Raw genomic sequence first — 20,068 nt, 5'->3', positions numbered from 1 at the left:
GTTGAGTCTTATGCTCCGCAATATCCTCCTCGCCGCCTCCCTCCTGCTCTTCACTACCGCCGCTACGCCGCCCGCGGCGCCTAGCTACCAGCTGGCCAAGCTGCACTACGGCGGCGGGGGCGACTGGTACGCCAACAAAACCAGCCTGCCCAACCTCATTAGCTTCTGCAACCAGGCGCTGCACACCAATATCGCCCCCGACGAGGCCACCGTGGAGCTCGACCAGCCCGAGCTGCTCACCTACCCCTTCCTGCACATGACTGGGCACGGCAACGTAAGCTTCACCAGCCAGGAGGCCCAGAACCTGCGCCGCTACCTCATCGGCGGCGGCTTCCTGCACATCGACGACAACTACGGCCTCGACAAGTTCATCCGCCCCGAGATGAAGAAGGTTTTCCCCGAACTCGAGTTTGTGGAGCTGCCCTTTGCCCACCCCATCTACCACCAGAAATACCAGTTTCCCAAGGGCTTACCCAAGGTGCACGAGCACGATGGCAAGCGCCCCCAGGGCTTCGGCCTCGTCTATAAAGGCCGCTTGGTGTGCTTCTATACCTTCGAATGCGACCTAGGCAACGGCTGGGAAGACGTGGGCACTTACCCCGAAGACACGCCCGCCGTGCACGACGCGGCCCTGCGCATGGGCGCCAACCTCGTGAGTTACGCCCTGACACAGGACTGATTTTCAGGCAACAGCCTGGCACAGGCCGCCAAGACGGCCTAACTGCGTTATGCCTGGCTTAAAAACCGGTGCTAACTTGCTGCCCCAAGTCTTCTTCACCAAAACTTCACCATGACTTCCTACCAGCAAATATTCGAAAACAACCAGAAATGGGTGGCCGAGCATTCGGCCAACGCGCCCGATTTCTTTACCCAGCTGGCCTCCAGCCAGGCGCCCGACTACCTCTACATTGGGTGCAGCGACAGCCGCGTGACGGCCGAGGAGCTGATGGGCGTGGCCCCGGGCGAGGTATTCGTGCACCGCAACATTGCCAATATGGTCGTTAACAACGACTTGAACTCGCTCTCGGTGCTGGAATACGCCGTGCGCCACCTGCACGTGAAGCACATTGTGGTGTGCGGGCACTACGGCTGCGGGGGCGTGAAAGCGGCCATGCAGCCCAAGGATTTGGGCATTCTCAACCCTTGGCTGCGCAACATCCGCGACGTGTACCGCCTGCACCACGCGGAGCTGGACGCCATTGCCGACATCGACGCCCGCTACGACCGCCTGGTGGAGCTCAACGTGCAGGAGCAGTGCGTGAACGTGCTGAAATCGGCCGTGGTGCAGGAGCAGTATTTGCTGCACAAGATACCCGTGGTACACGGCTGGGTATTCGACCTGCGCACCGGCCTGCTCAAAGACCTGAAACTGGATTACGAGCACATTCTGCACAACATCCAGCAGATTTATGACCTCAGCGATGAGGTGACGCAGGCGCGCAACGAGAAAAAGGAACCATCGCCCGCGGCGGAAATCACCGAGGCCGCAGAGGGCCCGAAGGTGGCCTAGGAACCAGTCATTTTCCAGAGCCAGGGGTAGCCGCCCAGCCCCCTGGCCCCAGGAAATCGCCCATAAAAAAAGCCCCTCCGCACGGAGGGGCTTTTTTTGTGAGCTAACTCGCCCGCCCTAGGTCGCGGCGAGCCAGCTGCTGGCCAGCGACGGGCGCTTTAGAACCCGAGGCCCACGGCCATGGCCTGCAACGGCCGGGGCAGGTCGGCGCCCTTGGTGGCGGCGCCCGTGGCCAGGTTGATGGTGTAGACGCTGGCGGTGGTGCCCACCGTGAGCACGGCGAAGCCCGTGCCGCTGGTGCCCCCGATGTCAAACCCATTCACGCCGGTGATATTGACGCCCAGCGCGCCCACCGATACCAGCGTGCCCACATTGGGCGGGTCCTGGCGGTATAGGATATCCGTGTTGGCGTCTAAGTCATAGAGCACCGTGGTGGTGGCACCCGCAAAGTTGTTGGTGTAGGCCGCCGCCGACACGCTGGGCGTGCCGGGGTTCAGCACGCCATCCACGATGGCTACGCCGTCGGTGGGGTTCACGCGCAGGTTCACGCCCGCGTCGCTCACGATGCGGATGCGGTCAACCGTGGGGTTAAAATCGAAGCCGAAGTTAGTACCAGTTAGCACCAAGGGCGTAGCGCCCACGGCCGTAGCCGCGCCCGTAGCGAGGTTAATCGCGTAGAGCCGGTTGGTGCTACCTAGGCCGTAGAGCTGGCCGTTGAGGGGCCGCATGTCGAGGCCCACCACGCGCTCGCCGCTCTGCAAACCGGTGAAGGGCTTGACCACCTGCGTTTGGGGTGCGGTGGGGTTAAAGGCTACGAAGTTATTGTCCGCATCCGCGCCGTAGGCCACGGCCTGCGTGGGGATGGCGACGCCCACGATGTTCGTGTTGGTCGGAAAGTTATCGTAGCGCGTGGCGCGGCCCGTGCCTAGGTCGATTTTATAGAGCCCCGACTGGTTGTCTACCGTGAGTGCGGCGAAAGCATTATTGTCGGTGGCGGCGATGTCGAAGCCCGCCAGCCCCGTCGCATTCACCCCCAGGTCGCCGATGGCCACCAGCGTGCCGTCGTTGGGCGGGTCCTGCCGGTACAGCTTATCGGTGGTGGGGTCGATGTCGTAGAGCACCGTGCTGGTGGCGCCCGCCGTCGGGTTGGTATAAGCCACAGCCGAGATGGTGGCGCCCGCCGCGCCATTAATAGCGCCGTCGGTAATCATTACGGCGCCGGTTTCGGGGTTCAGGCGCAGGTTTTGGCCAGTGCTGCTCACCAGGCGCAGCCGGTCCACGGTGGGGTTAAAGTCGATGCTGGCGACCGTGCCATTGATGGCCGGCGAGAAAGCGCCGGTCCCCACCGCGCGGGCCGCGCCGGTCGTGGGGTTGATGATGTACAAGCGGCTGGTGCTACCTAAGCCGTAGAGCTGGCCGGTGGCGGGCCGGTAGTCCACGCTCAGGATGCGCTCGCCGGTTTGCAGGCCCGTAATCGTGACGGCCGCCGGGGCCGTGGTCACGCTGTTGGCGTTGAATTGAAACAACTGGTTGTTGTCGGACAGAGCCTGGAAAGTCTGGTCAATTTTGCTGACCGGGGCCGTCTCGTCGTCCTTATCGCAGGCGGTAAACAGCAGACCCAGCCCCAGCAAAAGAGAGGAGCCAATGGACTTAGAAAGGGAAATCTTCATGCAAGATGAATTTTTGGTGAACGCCCTTTCTTACGGTGTCCACCACTGTTCAGATTGCCAAAAACCAGCGAAGCGCGCGAAGCATTTGACTAGTAAGCTATAAAAAAAGCCAACGAACTGCTTTCTTCCCGTGCTTCATGCCCTTTCCAGAACCCCGTGCTACGCGCTTTTGCTAGCAAACGAGCGCAACGAGTCCCGGCGCTCGCGCCCCGCCAAGGCGGCTGCTCGCCGCCGGCCTCCTAGGTCCCGAAAATGCCGCCGCCGCCCAAGCAGCCGGGGAGGCTACCGGAGCGGCGGCGGGTCAGCGGCTACTTATTGGCGGCGCTTACAGCACACCTTTCTCCGGGAAACGGCCCTTTTTGGTGCGGTAGAAGGCTTTTATTTCTTCCGAATCTTTCTCGTAGTCGCCAGTGGGCCAGAACACGGGGCCGACGCCCGCCTCGCGCTTGCTGTAATCGAGGAAGCCCAGCAGGATGGGCACGCCCGCCTCCAGCGCGGCGTAGTAGAAGCCCTTGCGCCACTTGGGCTGGTAGGCGCGGGTGCCCTCGGGGGTGATGAGAATAACCAGCTCCTCGTGCTGCTTGAAGAGCTGCACCATGCCATCGACGAGGCTGTTGTTGCGGCTGCGGTTCACGGGCAGCGCCCCAATGGCCTTCACCAGCCACCCCAGCACCGGGTTTTCGGTCCACTCGCTTTTCACCGTAAAGCGCACGTCCACGTCCATAATGTAGAAGGCGGCGCGGGCCATGATGAGGTCCCAGTTGCTGGTGTGCGGGGCCGCTATCATCATGCACTTTTTGATGGCGGGCGGCACGGCGCCGGTCTGTTTCCAGCCGGCCACGCCGAAAATAGCTTTAGCGATATAGTACCAGAAGGTAGAGGTTTTGCGGGCAGCCATCTAAGCAAAGCAGTTTTTGGAACCCCAAAGCTAGGCAAAAAGTACTATTGCCGTTTAGAGGTCGGGATGGGATGTTGCGCAGACGCTGTAGTCCGCGTTTGAAGGAACGATATCGCGGACTACAACGTCCGCGCAACTGCACTAACCATCGGCCAGCAGCGCCCGCAGCTCGGCGGCCCGCCCTAGGGTGTGGCGGTAGCCAATCTCGAAGAGCTCGTCGGCCTTGCGGAAGTCGAGCGGGCGATACTGGCGCAGCTCGGGCGGCTCTATCAGCAGGGCGCACTGGGTTTTGCGGGCGGTTACGTTGGCGCTGAGCGCGATTTGGAGGGTGCGCTCGACCACCCGGCGCAGGTTGGGCAGCCGGCCCTCGCGGTTGATGGGGTTGCAGTGCACGCCCACAATGGGCATGCCCAGGGGCAGCAGCGGCTCCACGGGCAGGTTGTTGAGCAGGCCGCCATCCACGAGCTGGCGGCCCTGGTACTCTATGGGCCGGTACACGATGGGCACCGCCGCCGAACCCAGCAGCGGCGGCAGCAGCAGCCCCTGGCTGAAGTACACCGACTCGCCGGCCTCCAGGTCGGTGGCCACCAGCGCCAGCGGCAGCCGCAGGTCTTCAAAGCGCAGCCCCACCCCTAGGTGCCGCTCCAGCAATTGCCCCACCGCATCAAGCCCCAGCAGCCCCTGCCGCCCAAACACGGGCCGCGTGAGGCGCGGAATGCTGGTGGCTTGCAGCAGCCGCAGCACCTCGCGCGGCGCCACGCCCGCCGCGTAAAACGTGCTCACAATGGCGCCCGAGCTGGCGCCCGCCAGCGCCCCCACCGGCAGGCCCAGCTCATCGAGCGCCGCCAGCACCCCTAGGTGCGCAATGCCCCGCGCCCCGCCGCCCGATAGTGCCAGGCTGAGTTTGGCGGTCGGCTTATTGCTGCTGGCGGTTGGCTCCTGTGTGCTTATCATGTTAAAAAAACGACCATAGGGCTTCCGCGGCCCTCCGCGTACTCGTCCGCGCCTTCCGCGGTAGAAAACTATAAATCTGCCACGCGCAGCGTCTCACCCAAGCGCACGCCCTTGTCGGTGAGCTGCACGGTGCAGGCTTCGTGCGCGGCGTCGTGCTCGAGCAGCAGCACCCAGTTTTCTTCGGCGGCGCGGCGCAGCACGGCCTCCTTCTCGCTCAGGGTCACGAGCGGACGCACGTCGTAGCTCATCACGTAGGGCAGCGGCAGGTGGCCCACGCTGGGCAGCAAATCGGCCATGTAGGCCAGCGTGCGGCCTTTATACTGCATCACCGGCACCATCATCTTCTCGGTGTGGCCGTCGGCAAAAATGATATCGCTCAGCAGTGGCAGCGCGGCCGGCACCCCCAGGGCGGGGTCCACGAATTGCAGTTGCCCGCTTTCCTGAATGGGCAGGATGTTCTCGCGCAGAAAGCTCGCTTTCTCGCGCGGGTTGGGGTGCGTGGCCCAGTCCCAGTGCGCCTGGTTGCTCCAGTAGGTGGCGTTGGCGAAGGCCGTTTGCAGCGTGCCATCGGGCTGCCGCACTACCGAGCCGCCGCAGTGGTCGAAGTGCAGGTGTGTCAAAAACACGTCGGTGATGTCGGCGCTGGTGAAGCCGAGCTTTTGCAAGGACTTCTCCAGCGAGTCGTCGCCGTGCAGAAAGAAGTGCCCGCGAAACTTCTCGTCCTGCTTGTCGCCAATACCGTTGTCGATGAGCAGCAGGCGGTTGCCATCCTCCACCAGCAGGCAGCGCATGGCCCAGGTGCACATATTGTTGGCATCGGGCGGGTTCAGCTTCTGCCACATGCTACGGGGCACCACGCCAAACATGGCGCCGCCGTCGAGCTTAAACAAACCAGTATCGAGCGAATGAATTTTCATTTAACAATTAGCAATTAACATTTAACAACCTGCCAGCTAACACACAACAGCACTCCAACCTAGTCTCGGCAAACTGTTAAATGTTAATTACTACTTGTTAAATGACTTACTCGACCACCACGCCCATGGCCGAAAACTTGTCGATGCGCTGCGAAATCCGCTCCTCGGCCGGAATGGCCGCCAGCTCGGCGAGCGTCTTCACCAGCGTTTGCTTGAGAATTGCTATCATGGCCGGCGGGTCGGTGTGCGCCCCGCCCAGCGGCTCCTCAATGATGCCATCAACCAACCCAGCTTGCAGCATGTCGTTGGCCGTGGGCTTCATGGCCTCGGCCGCCTGCTCCTTGTAGTCCCACGAGCGCCACAGGATGGTCGAGCAGTTTTCGGGCGAAATCACGGAGTACCAGGTATTTTCCAGCATCAGCACCCGGTCGCCGATGCCAATACCCAGGGCGCCCCCGCTGGCGCCTTCGCCAATAACGACGCAGATAACGGGCACCTTCAGCATAAACATCTCCTTGAGGTTGCGCGCAATGGCCTCGCCCTGGCCCCGCTCCTCGGCCTCGAGGCCCGGAAAGGCGCCGGGCGTGTCGATGAGCGTCACGATGGGCACATTGAACTTCTCGGCCAGCTTCATCAGGCGCAGGGCCTTGCGGTAGCCCTCGGGATTGGGCATGCCGAAGTTGCGAAACTGCCGCTGCTTGGTGTTATGGCCCTTCTGCTGGCCGATAAACATGATGGCGTGCCCGTCGAGCTCGGCAAAGCCGCCCACCATGGCCTTATCATCGGCCACGGTGCGGTCGCCGTGCAGCTCCACAAACTTGTCGGCCATGCCCGCGATGTAGTCCAGGGTGTAGGGCCGCTCGGGGTGGCGCGAGAGCTGCACGCGCTGCCAGCGCGTGAGGTTGGCGTAGGTTTCCTTTTTCAGGGAGTTGATTTTGGCCTCCAGGGCCACTACCGCGTCCGTTACGTCCACGTCGCTATCGGCGGCCAGCTTTTGCATTTCGTGCAGCTTGCCTTCGAGGGCGGCGATGGGTTGTTCAAAATCGAGCAGCATATGTCAGGGAAATCGTAGCCTGGGTTCTGATTGGGTAGCGGATTCGGCGGGGGCGCCGGCCATGGGGCACCTAGGCCGCCAAACACCGGGCGGCAAAGGTAAACCTAAACCTTGCCAGCGGCCCGCCCCGAAAATAATTGGCCTGAGCAGCAACTGTCAACGCCCGCCAACCACCCCAATAAGCACTTTTTTGGCCCCTAGACTTGGTTTCGCCGCTGGGGCCGCCCTACCTTTGCAGCACCAAAGCGGAAAACGGCAGCGTTTTTTGGCTTAGGTAAAACGGTTTGGTAGTTCAGCTGGTTAGAATGCCGCCCTGTCACGGCGGAGGTCGCGGGTTCGAGTCCCGTCCAGACCGCTCCGTTTGAAAAGCCCCTTCCTGAGTGCAGGAAGGGGCTTTTTGCTTTTTCACCTGCTGAGGCAAGCGGCAGACCTTCAGCAGGCTCGGCACTGCGCCGGCCGAGTTAATCTGGCATAATTTGTGGGCAAGTGACTTAGCGCCCTGGCCGGCTGCTGGCGCCCGTGCGCCAGCAACTGGCCCTAGGCAGCTTAGCCGCGGGCCCCGCCGGGGCGGCGGCCGGATATCTAACTTAAGCTTGCGCTTAACTACTAAGCGGTTACGCAGATACTTTCCTTCCTTTATTACACTACTTTATACTTTCCGCTACGCATGAACTTGCACCTTCTCCGGCAAACCTCCTGCCTGGCTGTGTACTACGACCTAAGCAACGATTGGCTGTATCTGGACTGGCAAGGTGATGTTACCCTGCCCGCCGTGCAGCAGGCCTGCCTCGAACTGGCGGCCTGCTACCTAGAACGGCCGTACTCGCACGTGCTCAACAACAACGAACAGCTGACGGGAATAAGCTGGAACGTAGCGACGTGGCTGGCTACTGATTTTTTACCTTATATGACCTTGGCGGGCATCGAGCACGTTGCCTGGGTGTATTCGCCCTCGCTGCGGGGCTACAACTTGGTACATACGGTGCTCAGCTGGTTGCCAAACTCGGCTCTTACTACGTTTGGCACCGTAGCAGAGGCCGTTACGTGGCTTCGGCACACCCGCACCGAGCAGCCGCGGGGCTACCACGTGCCGCCCAAGCGCTCGGCGGCCGTGCAGGCCACCCTCGCGCAGGAGGTAGAGGCCCTGCGCCAGCGCATCAGCGCCCAGCAGCGCCAGCTGCAACGCACGTAAGCTGGGTCTTCCCTAGCGGCTATACTTTTAAAGGTCTTCATTGGCACAACGTTAGCTGTTTCCATTATTTATTTTTCCTTCACTCCTTGTAAAAGCAATTTTTATACACTTACCTTTGCACCACCAAAGCGGAAAACGGCAGCGTTTTTTGGCTTAGGTAAAACGGTTTGGTAGTTCAGCTGGTTAGAATGCCGCCCTGTCACGGCGGAGGTCGCGGGTTCGAGTCCCGTCCAGACCGCTCCGTTTGAAAAGCCCCTTCCTGAATGCAGGAAGGGGCTTTTTGCTTTTCCCACGGGATGCAGCGGCACGCTTTGGCACGGCCAGCCATATTATTTCGGGAGGAGGAGTGGGTTGCGCAGTGCGCGCTGCAACTTCCCGTGGGCTTTCTGCTTCCTTTGTACCTGCGGGCTGCTGCTAACCAGCCTTTTACTACCTAGGGTGACTGCCTGCGGGGGGCAGTACTATACAGTATATAGCCTTTACCTCATTGCCTACGCCCATGAAAACCCTTTTAGCGGCTGCTGGCAGCCTGGTCCTCGCGGCGCTGCTGCTGCCGGCTCTGGCCCAAACACCCGCCACCACGCACAACAATCCCAAGCCAGCGGCCAAACCTAGGCAAGCCCAGGGGACAGCTTCCAGTAAGATGGTTGGGCAGAAGTTTATTGAGAAGAGCAAACCCGATACGCGACCAATCAATATGCCTCGCCGGGCCGTACTAAAAGATTAAGCAGCTTAGCTTGCTGCCCCACCCCTATTCCCTACACGCATGAAAACGCTCCTTGCTGTTGCCAGCATCCTCTCCCTGGCCGCCTTGCTGGCGGCCCAGGCCCAAACGCCCGCCCCGGCCCCCGCCAAACCCACCCCCAAAACCGCCAGCCAGCGGGCGGCGGCCTACAAAGGCCCCAAGGTGGTGAAGGACACCAAAGCCCTGGGCGACAAAATGATTCGCGATAGCAAGCCCGATACCCAGCCCCTGAAGCAGTCACCTAAATAGGCGCCTCCACTTGCTGGCCAAGCGCAACGCGCTGGCCTTCATCCCCTCATTAAAATTCGCAGCCCGGCGAAAAATATGCTATGGAAAGGTTTTACGACGTAACCGTCAATGGCGAGCCCAGACGGCTCGAGCTTCACTCGACGAGTGTTGTGGAGGCTGGCGGCAAAGCGCGCATCGATATTCACGTCGATGTCGAGGCGCTCACCGACACCCTGCCCGCCGACGTGGGCTCGCCCTTCGATGCCGCGGCGCAGGCGGCCCGGGCGGCGCTGGCCTCAGTGTCCCTCTCCTACCTCTACCCCGACCAGTCTTACCAGGAGGTTTTGCGCCGCCGCGAGTTGGCGCAAGATGCCCCGCCGCAAGCCTAGGCTACAGCGCCAGCCTTACGCACGGCGGCGGATGGAAAGCCGCTCCTCAGCCGCCCGGGCCAACCTGACCTTGGGGCCGGCGCTCCGCTCCGCTGTGTCGCCCACTGTCGAGCAGACGGCCAGTAGCTTGATAAGCAAAACGATAGGTGCCTTCTCCGCTTATCGTCGGCAGCGGCTACTTCTGAACGTGCTGGTGGGCGCGCAGTATACTTTTGAGTAGTATACCTGGCAGCAAGCCCGGGCCAGGCACGAGCGCCCGGCCCGGGAATATCGGCCGGGCGCTCGTGCCCGGCCCTTATTTTTGCTCCGGATGGCCCAGTTGCTGGGCTGCTTACCTAGCCCTTGCCCACCGGCCATGCGCCACTTGCTCATCGATGATATTGTGGCGGAAGTAGTCCGCAAACCCGTGCGCCAGCTGCGGCTGTCCATCCGGCCGCCGCAGGGCAGCCTGCGCATTACCGCACCGCTGCGCACCACGGAGGCCACCATTCGGGAGGTAGTGCTGCGCAAGCAAAGCTGGATTCGCAAGCACCAGGCCGCCTTTCAGCAGCGCACCCCCGCCCCGCTTCTGCACTACCAAACCGGCGAAACCCACTACTATCAAGGCCAGGCCCTGCGCCTGTGCGTGCACGAGCAGGCCGGGCGGCCGCAGGTGCGCTTGCTGCCCGCTGAGCTGCACCTGCACGTGCCCCTAGGTGCCACTGCGGCGCAGCGGGCGCTGGTGCTGGCCCGCTGGCGCCGCGCTCAGCTGCAAGCCCAGGTGCCGGCGCTGCTGGCCAAGTGGGAGCCCGTGGTGGGCGCGCAGGCCGCCGCCTGGGGCATCAAGCAAATGAAAACGCGCTGGGGCACGTGCAGCATTCGCGCCCGGCGCATCTGGCTGAGCCTGGAGCTGAGCCAGTGGCCGGTGTCCTGCCTGGAGTACGTGGTGGTGCACGAGCTCACCCACCTGCACGAGCGCCTCCACAATGCACGCTTCTGGCACCTGCTGGGGCAGGCCATGCCCGACTGGCAGGCCCCGCACCAAGCCCTGCGGCACGGCCAGCTGGCCGCGCTGGCCTCGACCTAGGGTAGCCTCTCGGGCCGTGGGCAGCCACCTAAGAACCGTTTCGGGGGCGGGGCGGAAGGCTGCGTCGCTTTCCGCCCCGCCTAGGTTAGCAAAGTGCCTGTTTTCTGCGAAGGCCCGGCTGCTACTTCGCTTTTTTGATGGGCTGCGGCTTGATTGGCTTGGCTTTAGCGGTAGCCAGAAAGGCTTTTAGGGCCGGCGAGGGCTTGCCCTCGTCGCCCCAGGCGCTGAGCTGGTAGCCGCTCCAGCTTTTGGCGCCTTCGGGCTCCCAGTAAAACACGCCCAGGCCCTTGCCCTGGGGCACGGCGCGTACAGCCTGCTGGGTGGCCACCAGCAGGCCGTAGGTGTTTTGCACGGCGGTGTAGTCACCGCCTACTTCGGCCACCACCACCTGCTTGCCGGGGTAGCGGCTCACCATGTCGAGCAGGTTGGCGCGCAGGTTGGCAATGGACGCGGTGTAGTCCTGCTTGAGCCAGTACGGGTAGTACGACATGCCGATGACATCGAACTTGCCGCCGTTGCTGGTCAAATTGTCGAAAAACGAGCGGTACATGGCGTTGTCGTTGCCGCGGTCGAGGTGCACGATGACCTTGGACGTGGGGCTCACCGCCTTCACCGCGTCGTAGCCCTTGGTAATGAGCTGCGCGAGCTGGGCAAAGTTCTTGGTGCTACCCTCGGGCCAGAGCATGCCGCCGGGTATTTCGTTACCCACCTGCACCCACTCGGGCGTGACGCCGCTGGCTTTCAGCATCGTCATGGTGCTGAAGGTGTGGTCGTAGACATCGGCCAGCAGCTGCGCAAAGGGGTGGCTGGCCCAGGCGGCAGGCTTAGCCTGCTTGCCGGGGTCGGCCCAGGTGTCGCTGTAGTGAAAGTCAATCATGACCCGGAACCCTAGGTCGTGCGCCCGCTTGGCCATCACCACCACCTCGGCGGGGCTGCAGTGCCCGCTGGCCTTGTCATCAGACGGATTCACAAACACCCGCAGGCGTATAGAATTGATGCCTTGGGCTTTCAATATCGAAAAGCAGTCCTGGGCCACGCCTTTTTCGTTGTAGAACACGTAGCCGGTGGCCTCCATCTGCTGGAGCCAGCCCACGTCGGCGCCTTTGGCAAAGGCTTGGGCGGCGGCCGGCGCGGCCAGCAGCGAGGCGGCGCCCCAGGCGGCCCCCAGCACTAGGCCCGCGCGCCGGGCGGCTAAAGCAAAATATTTCATAAATTCGGAAGAAGAGAAAGAACAAGCAACGCGGGCATCGGCCCTGCCAAAGCGGGTTTGGGCGCCCGTCTGCATCAGTAAAGAATCAGGAGTAAAACTGCCCTAGGGGCGCCCGGTGGGCCGCCCCTGAGCTACGGCCCTTTGGCGGCTACCGGGGCGGGCGGCGTGCCCTGGCAGTTGCGCTCATTGTCGGGGTAGCGCAGCGGGTCGGTGCGCAGGTTAGCGCCCGGGTCGTACTGAAGGCGGCCGCCGGGGCCCACGTGGATGGGCGTGCCCCAGTCGCCGCAGATGAAGCCGCCCGATTTCACCACTAGCGTGCCATCGAGGTGCACCACGCCGCCGCCGATGGTGGTGAGCTCACCGCCCGCATTCACAATGAGCGTGGCGCCTTTTTCCACGCGCAGGCTGCCGCCGGTGTACACTATCAGCTCGTTGCGGTCATTGATGGTCAATACCGAGCCGGCCTTCACGGTCAGCTCGTTGCTGTCTACCATGTAGCGCAGGTCGGGGCCGCCGCTCAGGCTGAGCGTGCCCGCCACCTGGGCCGGCCAGAAGCTGTAAATCGGCGTTTCGAGGTGCACGGCGCTCGCCTTGCGCGAGCGCCGCGGCCCGGGGGCGGCGTCGCTCAGAAACTGGCAGTTGCCCTCAAACGTGACGGTCGTGGCCTTGGCCCGCACCTGGGGCATGTTGGGCGTGAGCGGCTGAGTATAGGCCGTGTGGAAGCGGCAGCTTTTGAAGCGAATGTTCTGGCTGGGCGGGTTGCCTAGGTTGTCGATTTGGGTAAAGCAGTGGGTGTACGCGCGCACCGTAAAGTCGCACTGCTCGAACTGCATCCGATTGCCCGCGTGGTAAAGCTGCACCAAGGCCGTTTCCGTGGTGGCCTGCCCATTGAGCGGCGCATCGGTGAAGGCGCAGGCCGCGAACTTGACGGCCGACTGGTCGTCGGGCGCGTTGTAGGCGTTGCGCAGCTCGCCATACACCGTGCACTTGCTAAAGGAAAGGCTGGGCCACTTAGCCACGATGGCGGGGCCGGTGCCCCGGCCCGGCTGAAAATTACCGCTGATGGTGCAGCCCACAAACTGAATGGCCCGGGCCTGGTCAGGCGCACTGCTGGGGTTGGCGTCGGCCAGCACGCCGGTCTGTAAGTTATTAACGAACTGGCAATTGGTGAAAATGCCGTTCCAGAGGTAGTTACCGCCTTCGGGTTCGATGTCGATGCCGGCCCGCAGGCCCGCCCGAATTGTGCCCTGCCCCTGGTGGTTGAACCGGCAGTTGGTAGCCCGCACACCCGCCCCGGCCACCCACGAAAACCCGTCCCGGCCGTTGTACTCAAAGGCGCAGTCGGTCATCGTCAGGTTGGCGGGCGCCGCGCCCTTGGGGTAGGCGCCGTCGGCAAACTTGAGCATGATGCCGTCGCGGCCCATGTGCCGGGCGTTCACCTTGGTGAGGGTTACGTTGCGCGTGCCATCGACGTAAATACCGTCGTTGTCGCCTTCCATCTGCTGGTTGGCGCCCGTCTCGGCCGGGCCGCTGCCTAGGTAGTAGTTATCGCTGTTGCCCTCAATAGTGAGGTTGGTAATGGCCACGCCCGTGCAGTTGCGCAGGTGAATGCCGTAGCCCGGCGTCCAGTACTCCCCCTTAAAATGCCCGAACTTTAGGCCCGCCCGAAACTTTAGCACGGCCTTGCCCTGGCCCTCAATCGTGACGTTGCGGCACTGGGTCAGCTCCAGCACGTCATCACCGTGGTAGTATCCGTTCACGCCGGGCGTGCCCCCGCTGCCTTGCCGCCCCACCAGGTACGTGCCGCGGGGAATGATGAGCTTGGCCCCGGCTGGGTGGGCGTTGAGGTAGGCCTCGGCCTTGCTAAAAGCCGGGTGGTCATCGGCCTTGCCGTCGCCGACGGCGCCAAAGTCGGCTACTAGGTTCACGGTGGGCAGCGCGGGCGCGGCCCGCGCGCGGGCGCTGCCGAGCAGTGTGGCCGCAACCACGGCCACGGCCTGGCGCCAGCTACTAGAAGAAACTTGCATAAGCTATCGGGCAAAGAGGGAAGCCGGGCGGGCGCCGGGCTTTCTCTTTCCAAAATTGCCAGCCGCCCTCGCCTCCTTTACCGTGAAGATAGCGCTCCCACTTGTTGCGAGCCGCCGCCGCGGCGGCCCCACACGCCGAGGGCCTGCCCTGATACCGGCCTAGGTATCGGGGCAGGCCCTGCGTAGTGAAGCAGCTTCCGGCTGGGGGCGGCGCGGCGCGCTACAGCGCACCGGGGTAGTAGTCAGCTAGTTTCCAACGCAGGTCGCTGAGCCGGCGGCCCACCAGCTCCAGCACGTCGGTGGGCACAGGCGCGTGCGTACCGGAGTAGGTGGCCATGTACCGCACCAGCGCTATCAGCGCCTTCACTTCCCAGGCCAGCTCGGTGCGCACCGCCACCCAGTCGTCGTGGCCTTGGGCGCGGTTGGCCAGGCAATGCCGCCGAATCTCGATAAGCCACGCTACTACTTGCGCGTGCTGCTCCAGCACCCGCTGCTCGGGGGCACTAAAAACCCGCGGCTGCCGGTCGATGAGGCAAAGCGTACCCAGACAGTACCCGCCGGCTACGCAGATGGGCGCCCCGGCGTAAAAGCGCAGGCCCTTCGCCCGGGCGGCCTTATCGGCTTCGGGGGTGAGGGCGTGGCTGTGCACTAAGTCCGTAAACACCACCACCTGCTCTTCCTTAACGGCCAGCGCGCAAATGGCCTCAACGCGCGGCTGGCTCCGCAGGCCCGGCAGGCCGTGCACAGCTTTGTACTGCACTTCGTCGGCGCCCACGAGGGCAATCAGCGAAATGGGCACGTTGAAGAGCGTGGCCGTTAGCTCGGCAATGTCGGTAAAGAGCGGCTCTTGCAACGAGTGCAGCACGTCGTAAGCATGCAGGGTTTGTAGACGTTCAGTCTCATTGGCCGGCAGCAGAAAGGTAGGGGTCAACGTCATGAGGAGTAGCGTGTAATCGATAGCAGGAAAGGAATAAAATGGGCATAACTTATTAACTAGCTAACTATAACAGGTATCACTGATTCGTACTTACGTAAGGCGCCGGGCGGCTGGATTTACTTTCAGGGTAAATTTTTTCGGATGAGTTCTTGATTACCAGCAGTTCTAACCAAATCAAGGAACAGCTTGCCCAGCCCGGCCCTGGCCGAAGCATTCGGCGCCACTTCCTCGGCCAAGCCAGTGCCCTAGGCGGCCTGGCGGATAACCCAGTGACCCCACCCCGCCCTAGGTCAGGCCGGGAGCTGCCCCGCACCTAAGCAGGCCGCTAAAAGCCGCCACAAACCGCACCAAGTAGCTCGTGCTAAAGGAGAAAGCAGCTGTGCTGAACTGACCCAGGTACCCAAAGAAAGCAATTGGCGCCCGCGGCTGTTTAGCTACTCGCAGCTACCCTAGGCGGCGGCATCACCCTTTCTTTAACGTGAACTTAAGAAGATGAAAATAGGAATCATTGGTGCCGGCTACATTGGCGGCACCCTCGCCGGCCGCCTTACCAAGCTGGGCCACACCGTAGCCATCGCCAACTCGCGCGGCCCGGAAACGCTGGCGGACCTGGCTGCAAAAACGGGGGCTATCGCCGTCACGGCCCACGAAGCCGCCCGCAGCGGGGAAATCATCATTGTAACTATTCCGCTAAAAAGCATTCCCAAGCTGCCCAAAGACTTGTTCGACGGCGTGCCCGCCAGCGTGCCGGTTGTTGACACGAGCAACTACTACCCCTTGCTGCGCGATGGCCAGCTTCCGGAGCTTGAGCAGGGCGACCTTACTGAGAGCGAGTGGGTGCAACAGCACCTAGGCCGCCCCGTAGTGAAAGTGTTCAACAACATCGCCTTTACGAGCCTTGAAAGCAGTGGCAAACCCGCGGGTACACCCGGCCGCGTGGGCCTACCGGTGGCCGGCGACGATGCCGCCGCCAAGCAAAAGGTGATGGCGCTGGTAGAGGAGCTGGGCTTCGACGCCGTCGACAACGGCAGCCTGCACGAGTCGTGGCGGCAGCAGCCCGGCACGCCGGTGTACGGCGCCGATTTGCCGGCCACGGAGCTTAAAAAGCAGCTGGAAAGTCTCGGCACCGAGCGCACTGAGGAGCAGCGCAAGCAGTTCGCGGCCAGCCACGTGGTGCAGGAAGAGCAGATGATAAAGCAGTACGGGTCGCAGCGCGGCGACAACTAGCACCACCAGCCCCACCAGCCTTTTAATGGCGCCTTTTTGAGCTAAAGACCACCCGCGAACTGTTTTGTCCACGGGTGGTCTTTAGCTTATAACTGGTCAGCAACCTACCTGCTAGTTGACTAGCATTTTGTTAACGGCCCGCTCTAATGATGACCGCCATTTTGCCGACCCTACCCACCAAAATCCATCTCAATATTCCATAAACGCCTCGTGGGGGTAGCACCAGGCCCAGCGCTCGCCGGGCTGGGCTGAGGTAATAACGGGGTGCTGGGTAGCGTGGAAGTGCTTGGTAGCGTGCTTGTTCTTCGAGTCGTCGCAGCAGCCCACGTGGCCGCACTCCTGGCAAATGCGCAGGTGTACCCAGGTATCGCCCAGGGCCACGCACTCGGGGCACACGTGGTGAGTATCGCGTTTGAGGTGGTGCAAGTCGAGAGCCTGCAAATGTTGGCAAGGGGCGTCCATGAGCGAAAAACGAGTTAAGAAGAAGGTTATTGGGCAGCCGGCGCAACGCCGGGCGGCGCTCGCAAAGTACTGGGTGGGTTACCAGATTGCGGTAGTGCGCCCGGCTTTCGTACCATATTTTCCTCGGTTTTTACCGCTTGGCGAGAACCCGGCGCGGTCGCCATTGGGGGCGGCGTGTATCTTCACGCCAGATTCTTTGCAATATTCAATTGCCGTAGGAAGGTTTTCGGGTAATACCGAGATTAATAAGGAACCGTGTGAGAATCACGGGCTGTCGCGCAACTGTAAGTACCGCAGCAAGTTATAGTCAGTTTATTTCCATTGCCCGGTTGGGTGAGAAGGAGGACTATAATGGTACAAGCCAGGAGACTTGCCTACCTACGACTTTAGACGAAGGCCCTCGCGAACTGGGGCGGTAGTCTGGCTGATTGAATTGCGGTGTGAACTGGCCGGGCGGGACGCCGCCCCGGGGCCAGCGGGCGTGCGCACGCCTTATTCGCACCGTGGTTCGGCTTGGCTGGCACAACTGCGGCAGGGCGCGGGGGCAGGCGCCCCTTGCGGAGAATGATTTTCATCATTCTAACCCCCAAGCTTTTATGCTTACGCACAACCTAGGCTACCCGCGCATTGGTAGCCAGCGCGAACTAAAGAAGGCTAGCGAAAAATACTGGGCCGGCACACTCAGCGCCGCCGAACTGCACCAAGTGGGCGCCCGCATCCGGGCCCAAAACTGGCAGCTGCAACAAGAAGCCGGCCTCGACCTGATACCGTGCCACGACTTCAGCTACTACGACCAGGTGCTAGACACGAGCCTATTGGTGGGTAATATTCCGGCTCGCTACACGCCGCTGGTGACCCAAAACCGCGACACGACCGAGCTGGATTTGTACTTCGCCATGGCGCGGGGCTACCAGCGCGACGGGCTCGATCTGACGGCCCTGGAGATGACCAAGTGGTTTGATACCAACTACCACTACCTGGTGCCCGAGTTTACCAAGGACCAGCAGTTTACGCTGTTCTCGACGCGCCTCTTCAATGAGTTTAACCAGGCCCATCAGCAGCTGGGCGCCGCGGCCAAGCCCGTGCTCCTAGGTCCGGTTTCGTACCTGCTGCTGGGCAAGGAGAAGGAAAGCGGCTTCCACCGCCTGGAGCTGCTGAGCCGCCTGCTGCCCGTGTACGAACTGGCGCTGAACCGCCTGCATCAGCAGGGCGCCGCCTGGGTGCAGCTCGACGAGCCCTGCCTGGTCCTCGACCTGACACTGGCCGAACGCGAGGCCTACCAGCGGGCCTACGCCCACCTCGCCCGCCGTTGCCCCGGCCTAAAAATAATGGTGGCCACCTACTTCGAGGGCCTGCGCGACAATGTCGAAACGGCCCTCAAGCTGCCCATCCACGCGCTGCATCTCGACCTGATACGCGCGCCCGAGCAGCTGGCGGCGGTGTTGCCGCTGGTGCCAAGCTGGCTCTCACTCTCCCTCGGAGTGGTCGATGGCCGCAACATCTGGAAGAACGACTACCAGGCTTCCCTGGCCCTGGTTGAGGCGGCCGTGGCGCTGCTCGGCCCCGACCGCGTGCTGCTGGCGCCCAGTTGCTCGCTGCTGCACAGCCCCTGCGACCTCGACCTAGAAACCAGCGAAGCTGGACTGTTGCCCGAAATCAAGCCCTGGCTCGCCTTTGCCAAGCAGAAGCTGGGCGAGGTGCGCGACCTGCACCAGCTGTCTACCCAGGCGCCCGGCAGCGCCGAGCTGCTAGCCCAGAATCAGGCCGCGCTGGCCAGCCGGCGGCAGTCGGCGCGCATCCACCGACAGCACATCAAGGAGCGCACGGCGGCCTTGACCGAGGCCGATGCCCGCCGCCAGAGCCCCTTTTCGCAGCGCATCATCGTGCAGCAGGCGCGGCTGCAACTGCCGCTATTTCCGACTACTACCATCGGCTCGTTTCCGCAGACCGAGGACATTCGGCAGCTGCGGGCGCGCTGGAAAAAGGGTGACCTAACCGACGCCGCTTACCAAACCGCGCTGCAACAAGCCACCGCCGAGGTGGTGCAGTGGCAGGAAGACCTAGGGCTCGACGTGCTGGTGCACGGCGAGTTTGAGCGCAACGACATGGTGGAGTACTTCGGCGAGCTACTCGACGGCTTCGCCTTCACCGGCCACGGCTGGGTGCAGAGCTACGGCAGCCGCTGCGTGAAACCGCCCGTTTTGTACGGCGACATTCACCGCCCGCAGGACATGACGGTGGCCTGGAGCACCTACGCGCAGTCCTTGACTACCAAGCCGATGAAGGGCATGCTGACCGGGCCGGTGACCATCTTGCAGTGGTCGTTTGTGCGCGACGACCAGCCCCGCGCCCTCACGGCGTTGCAGCTGGCGCTGGCCATCCGGGAGGAGGTGCAGGCGTTGGAAGCGGCCGGCATCGGCATCATTCAGATTGACGAGCCCGCCATCCGGGAGGGGCTGCCACTGCGCCGCACCGACTGGCCGGCCTATCTGGCCTGGGCGGTGCGGGCCTTCGGGGTGGCCGCCGCGGGCGTGCGCGACGAAACCCAGATTCACACCCACATGTGCTACTCGGAGTTCAACGACATGCTGCCCGCCATCGCGGCCCTCGACGCCGACGTGATTACGATGGAAACCTCGCGCTCGCAGATGGAGCTGCTCACCGCCTTCGCCGATTTCCAGTACCCTAACCAGATTGGGCCGGGCGTGTACGACATCCACTCGCCCCGCGTGCCCACCGTGGACGAGATGGTGGCCCTGCTCGAAAAAGCCCAGGCCATCGTGCCCGCCGAAAACCTGTGGGTAAACCCCGACTGCGGCCTCAAAACCCGCAAATGGCCCGAAACCGAAGCCTCCCTGCGCCAGATGGTGCAGGCCGCTACCCAGCTGCGGCAGGTGGCCGCCTTGCAGCCGGTTAGCTAGCCAGTAGCCTACCTAAGGGCCGGGCGGCGCGGTTGTCGCCCAGCCCGTTAAGATTTCCCCTCAAAAACGATAGCACTTGGCTGTCATGCAGAGCGTAGCGAAGCATCTCGCGTGGTGCAGTGAACTCTAGCGTCAGAGATTACTACACCACGCGAGATGCTTCGCTGCGCTCTGCATGACGACCGTCTTTACTCGATTACTGGCAGACAGTTAAACATCAAAAATTACCCTCTTACGTTCTATGGACTCCCTCGCTATCCAAATTGCCCGCGCCGAAACGCGCATCTTCAAAGCCGTATTTCCCAATACTACTAACCATTACGACACGCTTTTTGGCGGCGCCACGCTCATGCTCATGGATGAGGTCGCCTTTATCACGGCCACGCGCTTTTCGCGGCTCAAGATGGTGACCGTATCCTCCGACAAGGTCGATTTTACGCATCCCATTCCCGGCGGCTCGCTGGTCGAGCTCATCGGCAACGTAGCGCACGTAGGTAATACCAGCGTGCAGGTGCGCGTCGAGCTTTACGTGGAGCAGATGTATTCGGAGGACCGCCAACTGGCCGTTACCGGCCTGTTCACGTTCGTAGCGGTCGATGAGCACCGCCGGCCCGTGTCGGTGCGCTCGGGCGTAGGGTTGGTTCAGAGTTGAAGTGCGATA

The 20,068-nt window shown here is 62.5% G+C and carries 19 protein-coding genes, 2 tRNA genes and 1 riboswitch; of the genes, 12 read left to right on the top strand and 9 right to left on the bottom strand.

All coding sequences use genetic code 11. The features are described 5' to 3' along the window. The first annotated feature begins 10 nt into the window (after positions 1 to 10). Entirely contained in the window at positions 11 to 679 is a 669-nt protein-coding gene (locus ACFSDX_RS09925; protein WP_382313207.1) for a DUF4159 domain-containing protein, read from the top strand. A 111-nt stretch (positions 680 to 790) separates the two neighbouring features. Then, on the top strand, positions 791 to 1,510 hold the full coding sequence (locus tag ACFSDX_RS09920; protein ID WP_382313206.1) for a carbonic anhydrase: 720 nt from the start codon (positions 791 to 793) through the stop codon (positions 1,508 to 1,510). Positions 1,511 to 1,668: 158 nt separating this feature from the next. Here ACFSDX_RS09920 and ACFSDX_RS09915 read toward each other — a convergent pair whose 3' ends face one another. From ACFSDX_RS09915 to ACFSDX_RS09895, 5 genes are all read right to left on the bottom strand, one after another. After that, the gene (locus ACFSDX_RS09915) at positions 1,669 to 3,180 is read right to left on the bottom strand and encodes a DUF4394 domain-containing protein (protein WP_382313205.1); all 1,512 of its coding nucleotides are present in this window, start codon (positions 3,178 to 3,180) and stop codon (positions 1,669 to 1,671) included. A 325-nt stretch (positions 3,181 to 3,505) separates the two neighbouring features. Continuing rightward, positions 3,506 to 4,078, bottom strand: coding sequence for a 1-acyl-sn-glycerol-3-phosphate acyltransferase (locus ACFSDX_RS09910; RefSeq protein ID WP_382313204.1), 573 nt, complete (start codon positions 4,076 to 4,078; stop codon positions 3,506 to 3,508). 141 nt (positions 4,079 to 4,219) lie between these two features. Next, positions 4,220 to 5,032, bottom strand: coding sequence for a patatin-like phospholipase family protein (locus tag ACFSDX_RS09905; RefSeq protein WP_382313203.1), 813 nt, complete (start codon positions 5,030 to 5,032; stop codon positions 4,220 to 4,222). A gap of 68 nt (positions 5,033 to 5,100) precedes the next feature. Next, positions 5,101 to 5,949: an MBL fold metallo-hydrolase gene (locus tag ACFSDX_RS09900; protein WP_382313202.1), complete on the bottom strand. Its 849-nt coding sequence runs from the start codon at positions 5,947 to 5,949 to the stop codon at positions 5,101 to 5,103. A 106-nt stretch (positions 5,950 to 6,055) separates the two neighbouring features. Beyond that, positions 6,056 to 7,003 carry an acetyl-CoA carboxylase carboxyltransferase subunit alpha gene (locus tag ACFSDX_RS09895; RefSeq protein WP_382313201.1) on the bottom strand — a complete coding sequence of 316 codons (948 nt, stop codon included), beginning with the start codon at positions 7,001 to 7,003 and terminating at the stop codon, positions 6,056 to 6,058. Positions 7,004 to 7,284: 281 nt separating this feature from the next. Between ACFSDX_RS09895 and ACFSDX_RS09890 the strand changes: the two genes are divergently transcribed. The 7 genes from ACFSDX_RS09890 (at position 7,285) to ACFSDX_RS09860 (ending at position 10,623) form a co-directional block, all read left to right on the top strand. Beyond that, positions 7,285 to 7,358 (top strand) — tRNA-Asp (locus tag ACFSDX_RS09890). Between the two features lie 312 nt (positions 7,359 to 7,670). Next, positions 7,671 to 8,195, top strand: a complete 525-nt coding sequence (locus ACFSDX_RS09885) for a hypothetical protein (protein WP_382313200.1) — start codon at positions 7,671 to 7,673, stop codon at positions 8,193 to 8,195. 164 nt (positions 8,196 to 8,359) lie between these two features. Further along, a tRNA-Asp gene (locus ACFSDX_RS09880) sits at positions 8,360 to 8,433 on the top strand. 261 nt (positions 8,434 to 8,694) lie between these two features. Next, positions 8,695 to 8,922, top strand: coding sequence for a hypothetical protein (locus tag ACFSDX_RS09875; RefSeq protein WP_382313199.1), 228 nt, complete (start codon positions 8,695 to 8,697; stop codon positions 8,920 to 8,922). A 39-nt stretch (positions 8,923 to 8,961) separates the two neighbouring features. Next, positions 8,962 to 9,189 (top strand): hypothetical protein, encoded by a 228-nt coding sequence (locus ACFSDX_RS09870; protein WP_382313198.1) that lies wholly within the window; start codon positions 8,962 to 8,964, stop codon positions 9,187 to 9,189. A gap of 80 nt (positions 9,190 to 9,269) precedes the next feature. Beyond that, positions 9,270 to 9,557 (top strand): hypothetical protein, encoded by a 288-nt coding sequence (locus tag ACFSDX_RS09865; protein ID WP_382313197.1) that lies wholly within the window; start codon positions 9,270 to 9,272, stop codon positions 9,555 to 9,557. A 355-nt stretch (positions 9,558 to 9,912) separates the two neighbouring features. Then, positions 9,913 to 10,623 carry a M48 family metallopeptidase gene (locus tag ACFSDX_RS09860; RefSeq protein ID WP_382313196.1) on the top strand — a complete coding sequence of 237 codons (711 nt, stop codon included), beginning with the start codon at positions 9,913 to 9,915 and terminating at the stop codon, positions 10,621 to 10,623. A 121-nt stretch (positions 10,624 to 10,744) separates the two neighbouring features. On the opposite strand, the gene ACFSDX_RS09855 is transcribed toward ACFSDX_RS09860, so the two are convergent. From ACFSDX_RS09855 to ACFSDX_RS09845, 3 genes are all read right to left on the bottom strand, one after another. Beyond that, positions 10,745 to 11,833 carry a glycoside hydrolase family 53 protein gene (locus ACFSDX_RS09855; RefSeq protein ID WP_382313195.1) on the bottom strand — a complete coding sequence of 363 codons (1,089 nt, stop codon included), beginning with the start codon at positions 11,831 to 11,833 and terminating at the stop codon, positions 10,745 to 10,747. Between the two features lie 131 nt (positions 11,834 to 11,964). Then, a complete protein-coding gene (locus ACFSDX_RS09850; RefSeq protein ID WP_382313193.1) occupies positions 11,965 to 13,860 on the bottom strand; it encodes a right-handed parallel beta-helix repeat-containing protein in 1,896 nt (631 codons plus the stop codon). Between the two features lie 220 nt (positions 13,861 to 14,080). After that, positions 14,081 to 14,797: a GAF domain-containing protein gene (locus tag ACFSDX_RS09845; protein WP_382313192.1), complete on the bottom strand. Its 717-nt coding sequence runs from the start codon at positions 14,795 to 14,797 to the stop codon at positions 14,081 to 14,083. Between the two features lie 492 nt (positions 14,798 to 15,289). Between ACFSDX_RS09845 and ACFSDX_RS09840 the strand changes: the two genes are divergently transcribed. Beyond that, positions 15,290 to 16,024: an NADPH-dependent F420 reductase gene (locus ACFSDX_RS09840; RefSeq protein ID WP_382313191.1), complete on the top strand. Its 735-nt coding sequence runs from the start codon at positions 15,290 to 15,292 to the stop codon at positions 16,022 to 16,024. A gap of 189 nt (positions 16,025 to 16,213) precedes the next feature. Here the strand turns inward: ACFSDX_RS09840 and ACFSDX_RS09835 are convergent, their stop codons facing one another. Then, entirely contained in the window at positions 16,214 to 16,486 is a 273-nt protein-coding gene (locus tag ACFSDX_RS09835; protein ID WP_382313189.1) for a UBP-type zinc finger domain-containing protein, read from the bottom strand. 203 nt (positions 16,487 to 16,689) lie between these two features. Next, positions 16,690 to 16,878, top strand: a riboswitch (cobalamin riboswitch). Between the two features lie 204 nt (positions 16,879 to 17,082). On the opposite strand from ACFSDX_RS09835, the gene metE reads away from it, so the two are divergent. Together metE and ACFSDX_RS09825 are read left to right on the top strand one after the other, a co-directional pair. Further along, the gene (gene metE, locus ACFSDX_RS09830; RefSeq protein WP_382313188.1) at positions 17,083 to 19,407 is read left to right on the top strand and encodes a 5-methyltetrahydropteroyltriglutamate--homocysteine S-methyltransferase; all 2,325 of its coding nucleotides are present in this window, start codon (positions 17,083 to 17,085) and stop codon (positions 19,405 to 19,407) included. A 241-nt stretch (positions 19,408 to 19,648) separates the two neighbouring features. Beyond that, a complete protein-coding gene (locus ACFSDX_RS09825; RefSeq protein WP_382313187.1) occupies positions 19,649 to 20,059 on the top strand; it encodes an acyl-CoA thioesterase in 411 nt (136 codons plus the stop codon). Positions 20,060 to 20,068 lie beyond the last annotated feature (9 nt).

The organism is Hymenobacter bucti, from assembly GCF_042681145.1.
Classification (GTDB): domain Bacteria; phylum Bacteroidota; class Bacteroidia; order Cytophagales; family Hymenobacteraceae; genus Hymenobacter; species Hymenobacter bucti.
Note: the sequence above shows the minus strand (reverse complement) of the source record. Positions and strands in the feature narration are given on the sequence as shown.

Coding starts and splice junctions, on each gene's coding strand:
- ACFSDX_RS09925 (WP_382313207.1), top strand. CDS start 11: ATGCTCCGCAATATCCTCCTCGCCGCCTCCCTCCTGCTCTTCACTACC.
- ACFSDX_RS09920 (WP_382313206.1), top strand. CDS start 791: ATGACTTCCTACCAGCAAATATTCGAAAACAACCAGAAATGGGTGGCC.
- ACFSDX_RS09915 (WP_382313205.1), bottom strand. CDS start 3,180: ATGAAGATTTCCCTTTCTAAGTCCATTGGCTCCTCTCTTTTGCTGGGG.
- ACFSDX_RS09910 (WP_382313204.1), bottom strand. CDS start 4,078: ATGGCTGCCCGCAAAACCTCTACCTTCTGGTACTATATCGCTAAAGCT.
- ACFSDX_RS09905 (WP_382313203.1), bottom strand. CDS start 5,032: ATGATAAGCACACAGGAGCCAACCGCCAGCAGCAATAAGCCGACCGCC.
- ACFSDX_RS09900 (WP_382313202.1), bottom strand. CDS start 5,949: ATGAAAATTCATTCGCTCGATACTGGTTTGTTTAAGCTCGACGGCGGC.
- ACFSDX_RS09895 (WP_382313201.1), bottom strand. CDS start 7,003: ATGCTGCTCGATTTTGAACAACCCATCGCCGCCCTCGAAGGCAAGCTG.
- ACFSDX_RS09885 (WP_382313200.1), top strand. CDS start 7,671: ATGAACTTGCACCTTCTCCGGCAAACCTCCTGCCTGGCTGTGTACTAC.
- ACFSDX_RS09875 (WP_382313199.1), top strand. CDS start 8,695: ATGAAAACCCTTTTAGCGGCTGCTGGCAGCCTGGTCCTCGCGGCGCTG.
- ACFSDX_RS09870 (WP_382313198.1), top strand. CDS start 8,962: ATGAAAACGCTCCTTGCTGTTGCCAGCATCCTCTCCCTGGCCGCCTTG.
- ACFSDX_RS09865 (WP_382313197.1), top strand. CDS start 9,270: ATGGAAAGGTTTTACGACGTAACCGTCAATGGCGAGCCCAGACGGCTC.
- ACFSDX_RS09860 (WP_382313196.1), top strand. CDS start 9,913: ATGCGCCACTTGCTCATCGATGATATTGTGGCGGAAGTAGTCCGCAAA.
- ACFSDX_RS09855 (WP_382313195.1), bottom strand. CDS start 11,833: ATGAAATATTTTGCTTTAGCCGCCCGGCGCGCGGGCCTAGTGCTGGGG.
- ACFSDX_RS09850 (WP_382313193.1), bottom strand. CDS start 13,860: ATGCAAGTTTCTTCTAGTAGCTGGCGCCAGGCCGTGGCCGTGGTTGCG.
- ACFSDX_RS09845 (WP_382313192.1), bottom strand. CDS start 14,797: ATGACGTTGACCCCTACCTTTCTGCTGCCGGCCAATGAGACTGAACGT.
- ACFSDX_RS09840 (WP_382313191.1), top strand. CDS start 15,290: ATGAAAATAGGAATCATTGGTGCCGGCTACATTGGCGGCACCCTCGCC.
- ACFSDX_RS09835 (WP_382313189.1), bottom strand. CDS start 16,486: ATGGACGCCCCTTGCCAACATTTGCAGGCTCTCGACTTGCACCACCTC.
- metE (WP_382313188.1), top strand. CDS start 17,083: ATGCTTACGCACAACCTAGGCTACCCGCGCATTGGTAGCCAGCGCGAA.
- ACFSDX_RS09825 (WP_382313187.1), top strand. CDS start 19,649: ATGGACTCCCTCGCTATCCAAATTGCCCGCGCCGAAACGCGCATCTTC.